This is a genomic window from Kitasatospora sp. NPDC057198 (genome assembly GCF_042670125.1).
In the GTDB taxonomy this organism is placed as follows: domain Bacteria; phylum Actinomycetota; class Actinomycetes; order Streptomycetales; family Streptomycetaceae; genus Kitasatospora.
Map to the genome: position 1 here is coordinate 1 of NZ_JBHUWH010000143.1, position 16502 is coordinate 16502.

At 74.0% G+C, this 16502-nt stretch carries 15 protein-coding genes; 13 read left to right on the forward strand and 2 right to left on the reverse strand.

Annotation, left to right across the window (positions count from 1 at the left end; translation table 11 throughout):
- Positions 1 to 33: 33 nt before the first annotated feature.
- A complete protein-coding gene (locus tag ACFUEL_RS18070; protein ID WP_033217614.1) occupies positions 34 to 525 on the reverse strand; it encodes an inorganic diphosphatase in 492 nt (163 codons plus the stop codon).
- A 77-nt stretch (positions 526 to 602) separates the two neighbouring features.
- Here ACFUEL_RS18070 and dacB point away from each other — a divergent pair, with 77 nt between their 5' ends.
- From dacB to folE, 6 genes are all read left to right on the forward strand, one after another.
- Positions 603 to 2156: a D-alanyl-D-alanine carboxypeptidase/D-alanyl-D-alanine-endopeptidase gene (gene dacB / locus ACFUEL_RS18075; RefSeq protein ID WP_380237301.1), complete on the forward strand. Its 1554-nt coding sequence runs from the start codon at positions 603 to 605 to the stop codon at positions 2154 to 2156.
- A gap of 302 nt (positions 2157 to 2458) precedes the next feature.
- The gene (locus ACFUEL_RS18080; RefSeq protein WP_380237302.1) at positions 2459 to 3616 is read left to right on the forward strand and encodes a zinc-dependent metalloprotease; all 1158 of its coding nucleotides are present in this window, start codon (positions 2459 to 2461) and stop codon (positions 3614 to 3616) included.
- A 242-nt stretch (positions 3617 to 3858) separates the two neighbouring features.
- Positions 3859 to 4986, forward strand: a complete 1128-nt coding sequence (gene tilS, locus ACFUEL_RS18085; RefSeq protein WP_380237303.1) for a tRNA lysidine(34) synthetase TilS — start codon at positions 3859 to 3861, stop codon at positions 4984 to 4986.
- Positions 4987 to 5064: 78 nt separating this feature from the next.
- Entirely contained in the window at positions 5065 to 5604 is a 540-nt protein-coding gene (gene hpt, locus ACFUEL_RS18090; RefSeq protein ID WP_033217699.1) for a hypoxanthine phosphoribosyltransferase, read from the forward strand.
- Positions 5605 to 5827: 223 nt separating this feature from the next.
- Positions 5828 to 7870, forward strand: coding sequence for an ATP-dependent zinc metalloprotease FtsH (gene ftsH / locus ACFUEL_RS18095; protein ID WP_380237304.1), 2043 nt, complete (start codon positions 5828 to 5830; stop codon positions 7868 to 7870).
- Between the two features lie 126 nt (positions 7871 to 7996).
- Positions 7997 to 8602 (forward strand): GTP cyclohydrolase I FolE, encoded by a 606-nt coding sequence (gene folE / locus ACFUEL_RS18100; RefSeq protein WP_380237305.1) that lies wholly within the window; start codon positions 7997 to 7999, stop codon positions 8600 to 8602.
- Between the two features lie 69 nt (positions 8603 to 8671).
- Here the strand turns inward: folE and ACFUEL_RS18105 are convergent, their stop codons facing one another.
- Positions 8672 to 9853, reverse strand: a complete 1182-nt coding sequence (locus ACFUEL_RS18105; protein ID WP_380237307.1) for an alpha/beta hydrolase — start codon at positions 9851 to 9853, stop codon at positions 8672 to 8674.
- A gap of 392 nt (positions 9854 to 10245) precedes the next feature.
- Between ACFUEL_RS18105 and ACFUEL_RS18110 the strand changes: the two genes are divergently transcribed.
- The 7 genes from ACFUEL_RS18110 (at position 10246) to ACFUEL_RS18140 (ending at position 16453) form a co-directional block, all read left to right on the forward strand.
- A complete protein-coding gene (locus ACFUEL_RS18110) occupies positions 10246 to 12078 on the forward strand; it encodes a phosphatidylglycerol lysyltransferase domain-containing protein (protein ID WP_380237308.1) in 1833 nt (610 codons plus the stop codon).
- Between the two features lie 93 nt (positions 12079 to 12171).
- The gene (gene folP / locus ACFUEL_RS18115; RefSeq protein ID WP_380237309.1) at positions 12172 to 13038 is read left to right on the forward strand and encodes a dihydropteroate synthase; all 867 of its coding nucleotides are present in this window, start codon (positions 12172 to 12174) and stop codon (positions 13036 to 13038) included.
- A gap of 14 nt (positions 13039 to 13052) precedes the next feature.
- Entirely contained in the window at positions 13053 to 13547 is a 495-nt protein-coding gene (locus tag ACFUEL_RS18120) for a nuclear transport factor 2 family protein (RefSeq protein ID WP_380237313.1), read from the forward strand.
- Positions 13548 to 13721: 174 nt separating this feature from the next.
- Entirely contained in the window at positions 13722 to 14081 is a 360-nt protein-coding gene (gene folB, locus ACFUEL_RS18125; protein WP_033250583.1) for a dihydroneopterin aldolase, read from the forward strand.
- A gap of 35 nt (positions 14082 to 14116) precedes the next feature.
- On the forward strand, positions 14117 to 14716 hold the full coding sequence (folK, locus tag ACFUEL_RS18130; RefSeq protein ID WP_380237310.1) for a 2-amino-4-hydroxy-6-hydroxymethyldihydropteridine diphosphokinase: 600 nt from the start codon (positions 14117 to 14119) through the stop codon (positions 14714 to 14716).
- Between the two features lie 124 nt (positions 14717 to 14840).
- Positions 14841 to 15338, forward strand: a complete 498-nt coding sequence (locus tag ACFUEL_RS18135) for a DUF3180 domain-containing protein (protein WP_380237311.1) — start codon at positions 14841 to 14843, stop codon at positions 15336 to 15338.
- Between the two features lie 104 nt (positions 15339 to 15442).
- Positions 15443 to 16453, forward strand: coding sequence for a hypothetical protein (locus tag ACFUEL_RS18140; RefSeq protein ID WP_380237312.1), 1011 nt, complete (start codon positions 15443 to 15445; stop codon positions 16451 to 16453).
- The last annotated feature ends 49 nt before the right edge of the window (positions 16454 to 16502 follow it).

The window sequence follows — 16502 nt, forward strand, 5'->3', positions numbered from 1 at the left end:
GCTGTGGCGGGGCGCCCCGGGGGGCGGCACGGCTCAGTGGCCGCCCTGCTCCTGCAGGCGCTTGATCGAAGCCTCGATCTCGGCCTCGGCCTCGGCCCGGCCGACCCAGTCCGCGCCCTGGACGGACTTGCCCGGCTCCAGGTCCTTGTAGACCTCGAAGAAGTGCTGGATCTCCAGGCGGTCGAACTCCGACACGTCCTGCAGGTCCTGCAGGTGCGACCAGCGGGGGTCGGTCGCCGGGACGCACAGCAGCTTGTCGTCGCCGCCGGCCTCGTCCGTCATGTGGAACATGCCGATGGCGCGGCACTTGATCAGGCAGCCGGGGAAGGTCGGCTCCTCCAGGATGACCAGTGCGTCCAGCGGGTCGCCGTCGTCCGCGAGGGTGCCCTCGACGTAGCCGTAGTCGGCCGGGTAGCGGGTCGAGGTGAAGAGCATGCGGTCCAGGCGGAGCCGGCCCGTCTCATGGTCGACCTCGTACTTGTTGCGCGAGCCCTTCGGGATCTCGATCAGGACGTCGAACTCCAACGGTTCCTCCAAGGGTTGGGACTGACAGAATCCAAGTGTCTCCTACGGCGGGGTGTGCTCAGGAAAGGGGCCGGTCGGTGAGATCAGGGACAGGGACGGGGCGCGGGCGCAGAGCGGCGCTGGCGGCCGCGCTGGGAGCGGTGCTGGCGGCCGGGACGACGCTCGCCGATCCGGCGGCCGCCCAGCCCTCGCCGGAGCCGACGCACAGCAGGCGCGCCGACGACGGCCGGCACCAGGACCAGACGCAGGGCGGGGACCGGGACGGGGACCGCGACCACCGCGGTGGCGGCGACAGCGTCGACGGGAAGGCCGACGGGAGGGCCGACGGCAAGCAGCGGCACCCGGACGGCCGGCGCCGGGCGGTGCCGGTCAGGGGCCCGGTGCTGGCCGCCGGGGACGCCGCCGACAGCAAGGCGCCGACCGGCAGCGGGCTGCGCACCGCGCTCGGCGGCACCGTGCAGGACAAGGCGCTGGGCACCCTGAACTTCGCGGTCGCCGACGCCGCCACCGGCGAGTTCCTGTTCGGCTCCCAGGAGAACGCCCCGGCCACGCCCGCCTCCACCACCAAGCTCGCCACCGCCGTCGCCGCGCTCGCCCTGCTGCCCGCCGAACACCGGATCGCCACCACCGTCGTCCGGGGTGCCCCCGGCGAGATCACCCTGGTCGGCGGCGGCGACCCCACCCTGACCGCCCTGCCCGCCGACCAGATCCGGATCGGCGGCGCCCCCGTCGACCAGGACAGCGCCCCCGCCTCGATGGCCGAGCTGGCCCACCGCACCGCCGCCGCGCTGAAGGCATCCGGCAGTACCGAGGTGAAGCTCGGCTACGACACCTCGCTGTACACCGGGCCGCTGCTGCACCACGACCACGACGCGATGAACATCGCCGCGGTCACCCCGCTGATGGTCGACGAGGGCCGGATCGACCCGCGCTCGCCCGACGAGGCCCCGGCCCGGGTGTTCGACCCCGCCGGACAGGCCGCCGAGTCCTTCGCGGGCTTCCTCAAGGCCGAGGGGATCACCGTCCAGGGCAAGCCCGCCCCGGCCGCCGCGGCCCCCGGCGGCACCGAACTGGCCCGGGTCGAGTCGCCGACGATCGGACGGCTGGTGGAGCGGATGCTGACCACCTCCGACAACACGCTGGCCGAGGCGGTCGCCCGGCAGGCCGCGATCGCCGCGAAGCAGCCCGCCAGCTTCGAGGGCGCGGCGAAGGCCGTGACCACCGAACTGGCCGCGCTCGGCGTGCCGCTGGACGGCGTGCTGCTCACCGACGGCAGCGGCCTGGCCAAGGCCAACCTGATCCCGCCGGTCACCCTGGTGAAGCTCCTCGCCGCGGCCGCCGCCCCGGACCACCCCGAACTGCGCCCGGTGCTCACCGGCCTCCCGGTCGCCGGCTTCTCCGGCACCCTGGTGAACCGTTTCAGCGCCAAGTCCGGCGCGGGCGAGGCCGCGGGCATCGTCCGCGCCAAGACCGGCACCCTCCAGGGCGTCAACACCCTGGCCGGCACCGTGGTGGACGCCGACGGCCGGGTCCTGGCCTTCGCCCTGATGACCCGCACCGACGCCGACCCGACTGCCGCCCGCGCCGCCGTCGACCGCATCGTCGCCAAGATCGCCGCCTGCGGCTGCTGACTCCCGGCGGGCGGCAGGGGAGCGGGGGACTGCCCTGCGGGTGGCCGGGGGAGTGCTCCGTGGCTGCCTGAAGGCCCTGCGGGCAGTGCGGGGGCACAGGGCCGGACCCTGCGGCTGCTGGGCGGGTGGCGCGCGGAGCGGGGGAGCGCCCGGCGGTCCGTGCGGGTGGCGCTTTCCGTCCGTCCGGCTTCTCCCGGTCGTCCCGGCGTCCCGGGTGCGGGCCGTGCGCTCCGTTCGTCCGGCCGCCTCCGCCGTGCGCGGGCTCCCTCCCCCGGGAGGGGACGAGCACGTACGGTGAGGGCATGACGAGCGCGAGCGGCGGTGCGGAGATGGTCGACTGGGATCTCGCGGTGGCGACCGCGACGCGGCTCGCCCGGCCGGGGCCGCGGGTCGGCCGGGAGGAGGCCCGGACCGCGGTCGCCGAGTTGCGGCGGCACGCGGCGGAGGCCGAGCGGCACGTGCGGGAGTACACCGGCATGGGGTCGACCGCGGTGGCGGAGACGCCGGTGCTGGTGGTGGACCGGCCGGGCTGGGTGCGGGCGAACGTGGCGGGTTTCCGGACGGTGGTGCGCCCGTTGACGGAGAAGCTGGCGGCCCGCCGGCAGGGCGGCGGCCGGGGCGCGGCGGCGGCCGGTTCGGCGGGGGCGAAGGCGACCGGGGTGGAGGTCGGCGTGGTGCTGGCCTTCCTGTCGGCGAAGGTGCTGGGCCAGTACGAGACCTTCGCCCCGTCGGAGCTGCCGAGCGCCCCGGACAGCCCGGAGGGCCTGTTCGACCAGCCCCGGCGCGGGCTGGCGGTGCCGCCCGGACGGCTGCTGCTGGTGGCGCCGAACATCGTGCAGGTGGAGCGCGAACTCGACGTCGACCCGCACGACTTCCGGCTCTGGGTGTGCCTGCACGAGGAGACCCACCGGACGCAGTTCACCGCGGTGCCGTGGCTGCGCGACCACATCCAGTCCGAGGTGCAGGACTTCCTGGCGCAGACCGACGTCGACCCGGCGGCCTTCCTGGAGCGGCTGCGCGAGGCGCTGGGCGGCCTGCCGCTGCCGGGCCGCTCCGGCGCCCGCCGGGAGGCCGCCCCCAGCGTCACCGACCTGGTGCAGACGCCCGCGCAGCGGGAGATCCTGGCCCGGCTGACGGCGGTGATGTCGCTGCTGGAGGGCCACGCGGACGTGGTGATGGACGGGGTGGGGCCGGCGGTGGTGCCCTCGGTGGCGGAGATCCGGGAGAAGTTCCAGCGCCGCCGCGACCGGGGCAGCGGCCGGCTCGACCTGGCGCTGCGCCGGCTGCTGGGGATGGACGCCAAGCTGCGGCAGTACCAGGACGGGGCGGTGTTCGTCCGGGGCGTGGTGGAGCGGGTCGGGATGGAGGGCTTCAACCGGGTGTGGACCTCGCCGAACACGCTGCCCACCAAGGAGGAGGTCCACGATCCGGCGTCGTGGGTGTCCCGGGTGATCGGTTGAGCGCGGTTCCCGGACCGGTCGGTGTCCGGCGGCGGCCGGTCGCGACCGGTCCGTCAACCTGGCGAGTCGTACACCTGGCGGCAGACGTAACGTTTCTCCATTCACCCGTACGTGGGACGGTGGATCCGCCGTTGGCGCGGGTGGCGTGGGCGGTGGCCGGATTCTGCGACCATCTGTGAGCGCCTGGTGACCGAGAGCTGACAGGCGGCCGACGTACCTCCCTCCGCCAAGGAGTGCCAACCATGGGCCCACACCCCGCTGTCGCGGCGATACGCCTCGCCGTCCGCCGTACCCTCGCCGAGCTCGCCGCCGAGGCGGGCGTCACCCCCGGCGGGCAGGTCCGCCCGCGCACGCCCGCGCCCGTGCCGGTGCTGGCCGGCACCGCGACGGTGCCCGGCACGCTGATCGGCAACGCCCGCCGGCACCCCTCCGGCCTGCCCCGCACGCCCGCCGCGCCCGGCTCCCCGCTGGTGCTGGTGGCGGTCTCCGGCGGCGCCGACTCGATGGCGCTGGCCACCGCCACCGCCTTCGAGGCCCCCAAGCTCGGCCTGCGGGTCGGCGCGGTGACCGTCGACCACGGCCTGCAGGCCGGTTCGGGCGAGCGCGCCGAGCAGGTCGCCGTCCGGCTGCGCGAACTCGGCCTGGACCCGGTGGAGGCGGTCGCCGTCCGGGTGGGCCGCGGGGGCGGTCCGGAGAACGCCGCCCGGGACGCCCGCTACGCCGCCCTGGACCTGGCCGCCGAGCGGCACGGCGCACTGGCCGTGCTGCTCGGGCACACCCGCGACGACCAGGCGGAGACGGTGCTGCTGGGCCTGGCCCGCGGCTCCGGGGCCCGTTCGCTGGCCGGGATGCCCGCCCAGAAGGGCCGCTACCGCCGTCCGCTGCTGGAGCTCGACCGGGCCGCCACCCGGCAGGCGTGCAGCGCGCAGTCCATCCCGGTCTGGGACGACCCGCACAACACCGACCCGGCCTACACCCGCTCCCGGGTCCGGCACGAGGTGCTGCCGGTGCTGGAGAAGCACCTGGGCGGCGGCGTGGTCGAGGCGCTGGCCCGCACCGCCCGGCTGTTCCGCGACGACGCCGACGCCCTGGACCAGTGGGCGACCCTGGCCGAGCGCGACCTGCGCACCCCGGACGGGGCCCTGGACGTCGGCAAGCTCGCCGAACTGCCCCCCGCGGTGCGCCGCCGGGTGCTGCGCCGGGCGGCGCTGCGCGCGGGCTGCCCGGCCGGTGACCTGTTCGCCCGGCACCTGGAGACCGTGGACCTGCTGGTCACCGGCTGGCGCGGCCAGGGCCCGCTGCACCTACCCGGGGGCGTCGAAGCCGTACGCCGGTGTGGCACGCTGGTGTTTCGGCGACAGGGCGACTGAGCACGAACCGGTCGTACCGGCGCCGCCGAACCCAGACCCCGAACGTTTGAGGACGTATCCCCGGTGGACCAGAACGACATGGGCGCAGACCTCGCGAAGGTGCTCATCAGCAAGGACGAGATCGACGCCAAGCTGGTGGAGCTGGCCGCGCGGATCGACCAGGACTACGCGGGGAAGGACCTCCTGCTGGTCGGCGTCCTCAAGGGCGCCGTGATGGTGATGGCGGACCTGGCCCGGGCCCTGCACAGCCAGGTGACCATGGACTGGATGGCGGTCTCCTCGTACGGGATGGGCACCAAGTCCTCCGGCGTGGTCCGGATCCTCAAGGACCTGGACACCGACATCGCCGGCAAGGACGTGCTGATCGTCGAGGACATCATCGACTCCGGTCTGACGCTGTCCTGGCTGCTGGGCAACCTGGGCTCGCGCGGCCCGGCCTCGCTGAAGGTGTGCACCCTGCTGCGCAAGCCGGACGCCGCCAAGGTGGAGATCGACGTCGAGTACGTCGGTTTCGACATCCCCAACGAGTTCGTGGTCGGCTACGGCCTGGACTACGCGGAGAAGCTGCGCAACCTGCCGTTCATCGGCACGCTCGCGCCGCACGTGTACGGCGGCTGAACCGTTCGGGCGAGGGGTGGGAACAGGGCACTGTTCCCACCCGTTGTGCGGGGGTAGGAAAATAGGCCGCACCGTGGTGCGATCCCGCCGGGACCGGGGGTCGCTGCGGTACGGTCCCATCAAACGCTCGTCTTACGAGCACATATCGGATGCGCCGCGGCCCCACAGCCGAGCAGCGCCCGTTGAACTGGCAGGAGGGACGGGGCGGTGACGCCCCGCATGGATGGACGTCAAGCGATACTTCCGTGCGCCGATCATGTGGGTCGTGCTGGCCGCCCTCGCCGTGTTCGCGTTGATGGAGCTCGTCTCGGATTCGAGCGGCTACAAGACTGCGGACACCGGGCAGATCGTCAGCGCCATCGACAACAACCAGGTGAAGTCGGCGCAGCTCACCACCGGTGACTCGAACCTCATCAAGATCCAGCTCCAGGACGGCCAGAAGCTGAAGGCGGGGTCGAACGGCAAGTCGCCGTCCGGCACCCGCTTCCAGGCTTCCTACACCGGCGACCAGCAGGCCGCCGACCTGGCCGGGAAGCTCCAGGCCAAGTACGCCGACGGCCAGATCGTCGACGGCTACACGGTCAGCCCCGAGAAGCAGTCGACCTTCGTCAGCCTGCTCTTCTCGATGCTGCCGATCGTGATCATCGTCCTGGTCTTCCTGTTCCTGATGAACCAGATGCAGGGCGGTGGCTCCCGGGTCATGCAGTTCGGCAAGTCCAAGGCCAAGCTGCTCACCAAGGACACCCCCAAGACGACCTTCGCGGACGTCGCGGGCGCCGACGAGGCGGTCGAGGAGCTCCACGAGATCAAGGAGTTCCTGCAGGAGCCGGCCAAGTTCCAGGCGGTCGGCGCCAAGATCCCCAAGGGCGTGCTGCTGTACGGCCCGCCCGGCACCGGCAAGACCCTGCTGGCCCGCGCGGTCGCGGGCGAGGCCGGCGTGCCGTTCTACTCGATCTCCGGCTCCGACTTCGTCGAGATGTTCGTGGGTGTCGGCGCCAGCCGCGTCCGCGACCTGTTCGAGCAGGCCAAGGCGAACGCCCCGGCGATCATCTTCGTCGACGAGATCGACGCCGTCGGCCGGCACCGCGGCGCGGGCCTCGGCGGCGGCCACGACGAGCGCGAGCAGACCCTCAACCAGCTGCTGGTCGAGATGGACGGCTTCGACGTCAAGGGCGGCGTCATCCTGATCGCCGCCACCAACCGCCCCGACATCCTGGACCCGGCGCTGCTGCGCCCCGGCCGCTTCGACCGGCAGATCGCCGTCGACCGCCCGGACCTCCAGGGCCGGCTGGACATCCTCAAGGTGCACCAGAAGGGCAAGCCGATCGCGCCGGACGTCGACCTGTCGGCCGTCGCCAAGCGCACCCCCGGCTTCACCGGCGCCGACCTGTCGAACGTGCTGAACGAGGCGGCGCTGCTCACCGCGCGCTCCGAGAAGAAGCTGATCGACAACCAGACGCTGGACGAGGCGATCGACCGCGTCGTGGCCGGTCCGCAGAAGCGTTCGCGGATCATGTCCGACAAGGAGAAGAAGATCACCGCGTACCACGAGGGCGGCCACGCCCTGGTCGCGGCGGCCTGCAACTACTCCGACCCGGTGCACAAGATCACCATCCTGTCCCGGGGCCGCGCCCTGGGCTACACGATGGTGCTGCCGGACGAGGACAAGTACTCGACCACCCGCAACGAGATGCTCGACCAGCTCTCGTACATGCTGGGCGGCCGGGCGGCGGAGGAGCTGGTCTTCCACGACCCGACCACCGGCGCCTCGAACGACATCGAGAAGGCCACCGCCACCGCGCGGGCCATGGTCACCCAGTACGGCATGAGCGAGCGGCTGGGCGCGATCAAGTTCGGCTCCTCCGACTCCGAGCCGTTCCTCGGCCGCGAGATGGGCCACCAGCGCGACTACTCGGAAGAGGTCGCCGGGCTGGTGGACGAGGAGGTCAAGAAGCTGATCGAGACCGCGCACAACGACGCCTGGGAGATCCTGGTCGAGAACCGGGACGTGCTCGACAACCTGGTGCTCGAACTGCTCGAGAAGGAGACGCTGAACAAGGAGCAGATCGCCGAGATCTTCGCCCCGGTGATCAAGCGTCCCCCGCGTCCGGCGTGGACCGGGTCGGCCCGCCGCACCCCGTCCACCCGCCCGCCGGTGCAGTCGCCGAAGGAGCTGGCGCTGACCAACGGCGCCGCGCCCGCCGCGGTGGACCCGGTGGACGTCGTGAAGCTGCCGCCGGTCGACGGCGGCCAGGTCGAGAGCTGAGCGAGCCGCACAACTGTTCGGAATGGATGCCGCGTTTCCCGGGTTTGTACCCTGGAGGCGCGGCATCCGTGCTGCGCCCACCCTCCTTTACCGAGATTTTCCCGACTGACGAGCAGCGAGGCACGCATGATCGATCCGGTGACGCTCGACGGGGAGACCCCCGTCCGCGAGTTCGACCAGAAGCGGGCCGAGAACGCCGTCCGTGAACTGCTGATCGCGGTCGGGGAGGACCCGGACCGCGAGGGTCTGCTGGAGACCCCGGCCCGGGTCGCCCGCGCCTACCGGGAGATATTCGCCGGCCTGTGGCAGCAGCCGGAGGACGTGCTGACCACCACCTTCGACCTCGGCCACGACGAGATGGTGCTGGTCAAGGACATCGAGGTGTTCTCCACCTGCGAGCACCACCTGGTGCCGTTCCGCGGCGTCGCGCACGTCGGGTACATCCCGTCCACCAGCGGCAAGATCACCGGCCTGTCCAAGCTGGCCCGGCTGGTCGACGTGTACGCCCGCCGCCCGCAGGTGCAGGAGCGCCTCACCAGCCAGGTCGCGGACGCGCTGATGCGGATCCTGGAGCCGCGCGGCGCCATCGTGGTGATCGAGTGCGAGCACATGTGCATGTCGATGCGCGGCATCCGCAAGCCCGGCGCCAAGACCATCACCTCCGCCGTCCGCGGCCAGCTGCGCGACCCGGCCACCCGCAACGAGGCGATGAGCCTGATCATCGCCCGCTGAGCCGGCGTCACGAGGGGGCACCACCCGGGCGGGTGGCGCCCCCTCGGCGCGCTCGGGACCTCGGCGCGCTCAGGACCTCGGCTCGCGGTCCGGCGGCGGGTCGAGGTGGTCGCTGAGCCACTCCAGGGTGGCGGGCAGCTCGCGGCGCCAGGTCTCGAAGGAGTGGCCGCCGTCGGGCAGGAAGAGCGAGTCGACCACCAGCTCCGGGTGGGCGGCCGACACCTGCTGGGCGTCGGCCAGGAACCGCTGGGTGGCCGGGAAGTCGTCCTCGGCCCGGGTGGAGACCAGCAGCAGGTCGGCCCGCGGCGCGGGCAGGTTCTTCAGCCGCCACTCCAGGTCGGACTGCTGGGCGGCCTCCTTGTCGCCGCGGAACAGGTCGCCGTCCGTCCAGCGGTCGTTCGGCACCGTGTAGTCGGCGTGCATCCCGGCCGCGTTCCGGTACGTGCCGGGGTGCCGCATCGCCAGCCGCAGCGCGCAGGACCCGCCGGTGGAGTACCCGAACACGCCCCAGGAGCCCGCCGACCGGCTGACCCGGTACGCGGAGCGCAGCGCCGCCGGGACGTCCTCGGCGAACCAGGTCTCCGCCCGCGGCCCGCCCGGGACGTCCACGCACTCGGTGTTGCGCGGCGGGGCGACGGTCGGGCGGGCCATCACGATCACGGTCGGCGCCATCCGCCCGTCGCGCTGCAGCTCGGCGGCGGTCCGCGGCAGCCGCAGCCCCTCGACCAGGTGCAGCGAGGGCCCGGGGTAGCCGGCCAGCGCGAGCAGCACCGGGAAGCGCTCGCGGACGTAGCGCGGGTTGAAGTACTCGGGCGGCAGGTAGACGAAGACCTGGTCGGACAGGCCGGAGGCGGTGCCGGTGATCCGCACCGAGTCGACCCGGCCCACTTCCTCCGGGGTGCCCTCCGGCAGCACGTCCCCGACCGTCCCCAACCCGCCCTCGTCGGTCGGCACCACCAGCCGCCCGGCCTCCGGCGCGGCGCCCGGGGCCTTCGCGGCGACCAGCGCGAGCGGCGCGCCGCCGGGGCGCAGCAGGTCGTTCCACGAGCTGTAGAAGCCGTACGCGTTGTTCACCGACAGCAGCAGGACGGCCAGCACCGACGCCTGGGTGACCGTTAGCAGCCCGAGCCGCCCCAGCACCGGCAGCAACCGCTGCCGGGACAGTCGCGGCCACAGCCACAGGGTGGCGAGCAGGGCGGCGGCCGCCACCGAGCTCAGCACGTACACCAGTGTCCGGCTGGTCAGCTCCATGGCTCCCGGTCCCTCCTCGACTTCCGCCCCGCCATCGTCATCTGACGGCCCGTCGGCAGCGACTGGGGGTACGCTGACCGGGCGTCGGAAATCCGTGCGAACGGTGTGCACCGTGCGGGGGAACCGTCGCAGTGGAACGCGGCGTCCACCGGGGGGAGACGCGCCGAACCGCCCGACGGGCGGCCACGGGTGCGGGGAGCGGCCGCGGCGCCGCGTCCCCCGGAGTGACGAGCGCAACCGTTCGAACCGGGCTCGGTGCGGGCGGCCCACACCGCCTCGTGGACCGCACTTGACGTGCGGATTGCCAGAAGAAGGAACTGTCATGAAGGTCCATCACCCCCCTGTCCCCGGAGCGCGCGCACAGCGTCCCGGTGCCTCTAGGCTGAGTTCCCATGAGCGCTCCCGTGTCCGCTGAGACCACCCCCGACGCACCCCGGCCGCGGGGCCTGCAGGCGCTCCGCAGCCAGGCCGCCGCGGTGCCGCGGCCCTGGCTCCCGGGAGCGGTCGGGTACGCCTGCCTGGCCATCGGGCTGATCGACATCGCCTGCGCGGTCTCGCCCCGGCTGCGGCTCACCCGGGTGCACACCGTGGTCGGCCAACTGCCCGGCGGAACCACTTCGCTGGCCGCCGCCGGCACCCTGATGGTCGGCATGCTGCTGGTGCTGCTCGCGCACGCGCTGCGCCGCCGCAAGGCGCGCGCCTGGCGGGCGGTGTGCGTGCTGCTGCCGGTCGGCGCGGCGCTGCACCTGATGCGCTGGCACCAGTTCGGGCAGGCCGCGATCTCGCTGGCGCTGCTCGCCGTCATGCTGGTGCACCGGCGCGAGTTCTACGCCAAGGCCGACCCGCGCACCCGCTGGCGCGCGGTGGCCGCGTTCGTGCTGCTCGGCGCGGTCTCGGTGCTGCTCGGCCTGGTCGTCGTCTCGGTCCGCTGGAAGTCGGAGATCGGCGACCCGTCGCTGTTCCAGCGGCTGGAGCAGGTCGGCTACGGCCTGTTCGGCTTCGAGGGGCCGATCCACTACACCTCCGACCGGGTCGGCGACCTGGTCGGCTACTCGCTCGGCGGCCTCGGCCTGGTCACCGCCCTCGCCACCGCGTACCTGGCGCTGCGCCCGGAGAAGCCCGAGCCCGAGCTCACCCCCGAGGACGAGCTGAAGGTCCGCGAACTGCTCGCCCGGCACGGCCGGCGCGACTCGCTCGGCTACTTCGCGCTGCGCCGCGACAAGAGCGTGCTGTTCTCGCCCACCGGCAAGGCCGCGATCTCCTACCGGGTGGTCTCCGGCGTGATGCTCGCCTCCGGCGACCCGGTCGGCGACGTCGAGGCGTGGCCCGGCGCGATCAAGGTCTTCATGGCGACCGCCCGCGAGCACGCCTGGGCGCCCGCCGTCATGGGCTGCTCCGAGGTCGGCGGCGAGGTCTGGACCCGGGAGGCCGAGCTGGACGCGCTCGAACTCGGCGACGAGGCCATCGTCGACACCTCGACCTTCTCGCTCTCCGGCCGCGCGATGCGCAACGTCCGCCAGATGGTCAAGCGGATCGAGCGCAACGGCTACTCCTGCAAGGTCCGCCGGGTCGGCGACCTCACGCTGGAGGAGAAGCGCCGGATCGGCGACGCGGCCGCCCGCTGGCGCGGCACCGACACCGAGCGCGGCTTCTCGATGGCGCTCGGCCGCTTCGGCGACGCCGGCGACGACGAGTGCATCGTGGTCACCGCGCACAAGGCCCCCGCCGAGGGGGAGACCGGCGACGACCTCAAGGCCGTGCTGCACTTCGTCCCCTGGGGCGAGGACGGCATCTCGCTGGAACTCATGCGCCGCGACCGGGAGGCCGACCCCGGCCTCAACGAACTGCTGATCGTCGCCGCCCTCCAGGAGGTCGGGGCGATGGGCGTGCGCCGGGTCTCGCTGAACTTCGCGATGTTCCGCTCGGCGCTCGCCCGCGGCGAGCGGATCGGCGCGGGGCCGGTGCTGCGGGCCTGGCGCGGGCTGCTGGTGTTCCTGTCGCGCTGGTTCCAGATCGAGTCGCTGTACAAGTTCAACGCGAAGTTCCAGCCCACCTGGGAACCGCGCTTCCTGGTCTACCAGCACACCCGCGACCTGCCGCGGATCGGCTTCGCCGCGATGCAGGCGGAGGCGTTCATCACCCTGGGCATGCCGCGGTTCGGCCGCAAGCGGCAGCGGCAGGGGCTGATGCAGGAGCCGGCGGCGCGGCTCGACAAGGCGGCGTAGCCGGAGGGCGGGGGGACCTGCTGCGCGTGCCCGGTCGGCCGCGCGGTTCCCCGCGCCCCCGGTTTCGTGCCCCCTCCGGGTGGTGAGCCGATAATGGGACGCATGAGCGAGAACGTCCCCGGTCTGCCCGTCCTCGAGCGCTGTGCGGTGATGGGGGTGGTCAACGTCACGCCGGACTCGTTCTCGGACGGGGGGCTGTGGCTGGACCCGGCGAAGGCGGTGGCGCACGGGCTGGAGCTGGTGGCGCGCGGGGCGGACCTGGTGGACGTGGGCGGGGAGTCGACCCGGCCCGGGGCGGTGCGGGTGACCGAGGCGGAGGAGCTGCGCCGGGTGGTGCCGGTGGTCACCGAGCTGGCCCGGACCGGGGCGGTGGTCTCGGTGGACACCATGCGGGCGAGCGTCGCCGCGGCGGCCGTCGCGGCGGGCGCCCGGGTGGTCAACGACGTCTCCGGCGGGCTCGCGGACCCGGAGATGGCCCGGGTGGTCGCGGAGACCGGCGCGCCGTTCGTGGTGATGCACTGGCGCGGCCAGTCCGCGGACATGGACGCCCTCGCGGTGTACGACGACGTGGTCGCCGACGTGGTGCGGGAGCTGACCGTCCGGGTGGAGGAGCTGCTGGCCGCGGGGGTGAAGGAGGAGCAGCTGATCCTCGACCCCGGGCTGGGGTTCGCGAAGACCGGTGCGCACAACTGGGCGCTGCTGGGCCGGCTGGACGCGCTGACGGCGCTGGGACGCCCGGTGCTGGTGGCGGCTTCGCGCAAGCGCTTCCTGGGTACGCTGCTGGCCAACCCGGAAACCGGGGAGCTGCGCCCGGCGCGGCAGCGGGACGACGCCACGGCGGCGGTCTCGGTGCTGTCGGCGAAGGCGGGTGCCTGGGCGGTACGGGTGCATGACGTGTCCGGCACGGCTGACGCCGTACGAGTCGTCGCGGCCTGGGAGCAGGCGGCGCAGAGGGGGTAGACGTGGCGGAAGCGATGAGCGGCGGGAACGACCGGGCGGCGGCGCTGGAGCCGGACGAGGAAGCCGTCCTGGCGGTCAACCAGGCGCTGTACGAGGCACTGGAGAACGGCGACCTGGAGGCCGTCGAGTCGATCTGGCTGGGGCCGGGCGAGGCGGACGACAAGGGCGGGGTGTTCTGCGTGCACCCGGGCTGGCCGGCGCTGACGGGCCGGGCCCAGGTGACCCGCTCGTACATGCTGATCATGGCGAACACCGAGTACATCCAGTTCTTCCTGACCGACGTCGAGGTCGACGTGCAGGGCGACGTGGCCCTGGTGACCTGCACCGAGAACATCCTGTCCGGCGGCGAGCCGGAGGAGGAGGGCGAACTGGGGCCGCTGGTGGGCGGCAAGGTGGTCTCGACGAACCTGTTCCGGCGGACGGCGGGCGGGTGGAAGCTGTGGTCGCACCACGGGTCGCCGGTGCTCACCAGCGGGGACGACGGGGACGACGAGGACGAGGACGAGTAGCGCCGCCGGGGCGGTGGCGTCAAGGGCCGCGGCGTCCGGTCCGATCGGGTGGGCGGCCGGGGAGGCGGTCATGGGCCGTCGGTGCTCGAAGGTAGATTCGAGGGGCGGCGGGCGACGGTGCCCGCCGGTCCCCGCCCCCGGCGGGGCCGTCAGCTGGGAGCAGTGATTCTTTTGCTGGACCGCGTCACCCTGCGTGGGCTCCGCGCCCGCGGCCACCACGGCGTCTTCGAGCGCGAGCGGATCGAGGGGCAGACCTTCGTGGTCGACCTGGTGCTGTTCCTCGACACCCGGCCGGCCGCCGCGGGCGACGACCTGACCCGCACCGCGCACTACGGCGTGATCGCGGAGGAGGTCACCGCGGTGATCGCGGGCGACCCGGTCGACCTGATCGAGACGCTGGCCCAGCGGATCGCCGACCAGTGCCTGCGACACGAGGTGGTCGAGGAGGTCGAGGTCACCGTGCACAAGCCGGACGCCCCGATCACCGTCCCGTTCGACGACGTCACCATCACGATCCGCCGGGGCCGCGCCTGACCGCCCCCGGTGGAGCCCGAGCAGAGGGAACTCCATTGGCCACGACCGACCCGACCGCCACGCCGACCACGTTCGACCTGCAGGGCAGGGTGGACCGCGTGGAGTCCACCCTGCACAGCCCCCGCACCGCCGCCGTCGCCCTCGGCAGCAACCTGGGCAACCGCCTGGAGACCCTCCAGGGCGCCGTGGACGCGCTGGAGGACACCCCGGGGGTGCGGGTGACCGCGCTGTCCGCGGTGTACGAGACCGACGCCGTCGGCGGCCCGGAGAACCAGCCGAGCTACTTCAACGCCGTCGCGGTGCTGCGCACCTCGCTGCCCCCGCAGGACCTGCTGGAGCGGGCCAACGCGGTGGAGGACGCGTTCGGCCGGGTCCGCGAGGTCCGCTGGGGGCCGCGCACCCTGGACGTCGACGTGCTCGCCTACGAGGGCGTCACCAGCGACGACCCGCACCTGACGCTGCCCCACCCGCGCGCCCACGAGCGGGCGTTCGTGCTGGCCCCCTGGCAGGACGCCGACCCGGCGGCCGAGGTGCCGGGCCGCGGGCCGGTCGCCGAGCTGCTGGCGGGCCTCGGCGGCGCCGAGGCGCAGGGCGTGCGGCTCCGCGCCGACCTGCAGCTGAGGCTGCCCGAGTAGGCCCGGCCGGGCCCGGGAACTTCCGGGCGCACGCGGGCGTAGCTCCCTGGGGGCGCGGCCGGGCCGGTACGGTGGCCTGGTCGCGACGCCCCGCCGTCGAACCACTGGAAGGAAGCCCGCCCGCGTGAAGCCGCTCCGTCTCCGCCTGCTGCTCGGCATCACCGCGATCACGGGGCTGCTGTCCTGGGGCGGCGCCCGGCTGTGGGACTCGCTGGGCACGCTGCCCGGCGTGCCCGCCTACGCGCCGTACGTGCTGGCGGCGATCGCCGTGGTGCTGCTGGCCGCGGCGATCTCGCTGCGCTCCCGGCTGAAGGCGGTGCGCGAGCGGCAGCCCGGCGCCAAGGGCGTCGACCCGCTGCACGCGGCCCGGGCGCTGGTGCTGGGGCAGGCCAGCGCGCTGGTCTCCGCGGTGGTGACCGGGATCTACGCGGGCGCCGGGGTGTTCCTGCTCGGCTCGCTGGAGGTCGCGGCCCGCCGCGACCAGGCCCGGACCGCGCTGTTCGCGGTGATCGCCGGCGCGGCGGTGATCGCGGTGGCGCTGTGGCTCCAGCACATCTGCAGGCTCCCCGAGGACCACGACGACCCCGAGCACCCGCGCGGGACGGCCGCCTCCTCGCGCTGACGCCCCGTCACCGGGCGGCTGCCTCCGGTGGCCGACACGGACTGTCAAGGCCCGAAAGGGGGGCGAGGCTGACAGCGCCGCGATTCGCACGCTAGTTTCTAGCCATGTCTCGCGGACGCCACCGTCATTCCTCCCTCCTCGGCCGGCTGCTGACCCCGGCCGCCTCCGGCGTGCTCGTGGTCGCGGCGGTGGCCGCCCTGGTGGCCAGTCCGGACCAGGTCGTGGCCCGCTCGGTCGGGGTCGCCGCCGTGGTCGCCGTGGTCGGCCTGGCCCTGGTGCTGCGCCAGCGCGACCGGGCCGCCCGGACGGCCGCCGAGCTCGCGGTGGTGCGCCGGCTGCGCGCCGAGGAGCGCTACGAGGAGCAGATCGCCGAGGCCGAGTACGCGGCCGAGGTCGCCGAGGAGCGGGCCACCCGGTTCGGGCGGCGGCTGACCGCCGAGAAGTCCCGGCTGGCGAAGGCCGAGACGGAGATCGCCCGGCTGCTGCGCGAGCGCGCCGTGATGGTCGCCGAGCAGGCCATGAAGGAGGCCGAGGCGGCCCGCCGGGCCCTGGAGGCCACCCGCCCCAAGAACCCCGTCACGCCCGCCTCCTACGTCCGCGCGCAGGCCGCGGTGCGGCACCTGGAGCGGCAGGCGGCGGTTGCCGAGGCGCGCCGCGCGGTGGACGAGCGGGCCCAGGTCGAGCTGCGCCCGAAGATGCCCGACCCGGTGCCGGCCGGCGGGGCGGACGCGCTGCGCCCGGTCGGTCCGGCGCTGCCCGCGCAGCAGGCGCCGTCGGCGGCCGTGCCGGCCCCGCAGCGCCCGCGGGCCACCGCGTTCAGCTTCTTCGGCCGCCCCGGCGCGGCGCGGGCCGCGCTGCGGGCCGGTGCCCCGGCGCCCGCCGTCGGCGACCTGGCGGACGTGGTGGGCGACGAGGCGCTGGCCGACAGCGAGCGCTACGCGGTGCTGGACGGCGCCCCGGTGGACGCCGCGCAGCCGCCCGCGCACCAGGCCGTGGAGCAGCCGCCGAGCCACCAGCACGCCGAGTCGGACACCGAGCCCGAGGTGGTCGACCTGACCGCGCACGACGAGACCGAGCTGCTGGAGCTGCCCGAGCTGCGGGCCGGCCGCTCCTGACGGCCGCGCGCCCGCGCACGCGCGAACGGCCCCCCGGAAGGCTCCGGGG

Bases quoted from the DNA above. Each gene is read 5' to 3' on its own strand.
- ACFUEL_RS18105 (WP_380237307.1), bottom strand. From the start codon at position 9,853: ATGGAGCTGACCAGCCGGACACTGGTGTACGTGCTGAGCTCGGTGGCG.
- ftsH (WP_380237304.1), top strand. From the start codon at position 5,828: ATGGACGTCAAGCGATACTTCCGTGCGCCGATCATGTGGGTCGTGCTG.
- hpt (WP_033217699.1), top strand. From the start codon at position 5,065: ATGGGCGCAGACCTCGCGAAGGTGCTCATCAGCAAGGACGAGATCGAC.
- ACFUEL_RS18120 (WP_380237313.1), top strand. From the start codon at position 13,053: ATGAGCGGCGGGAACGACCGGGCGGCGGCGCTGGAGCCGGACGAGGAA.
- ACFUEL_RS18110 (WP_380237308.1), top strand. From the start codon at position 10,246: ATGAGCGCTCCCGTGTCCGCTGAGACCACCCCCGACGCACCCCGGCCG.
- folE (WP_380237305.1), top strand. From the start codon at position 7,997: ATGATCGATCCGGTGACGCTCGACGGGGAGACCCCCGTCCGCGAGTTC.
- ACFUEL_RS18140 (WP_380237312.1), top strand. From the start codon at position 15,443: ATGTCTCGCGGACGCCACCGTCATTCCTCCCTCCTCGGCCGGCTGCTG.
- tilS (WP_380237303.1), top strand. From the start codon at position 3,859: ATGGGCCCACACCCCGCTGTCGCGGCGATACGCCTCGCCGTCCGCCGT.
- folP (WP_380237309.1), top strand. From the start codon at position 12,172: ATGGGACGCATGAGCGAGAACGTCCCCGGTCTGCCCGTCCTCGAGCGC.
- ACFUEL_RS18080 (WP_380237302.1), top strand. From the start codon at position 2,459: ATGACGAGCGCGAGCGGCGGTGCGGAGATGGTCGACTGGGATCTCGCG.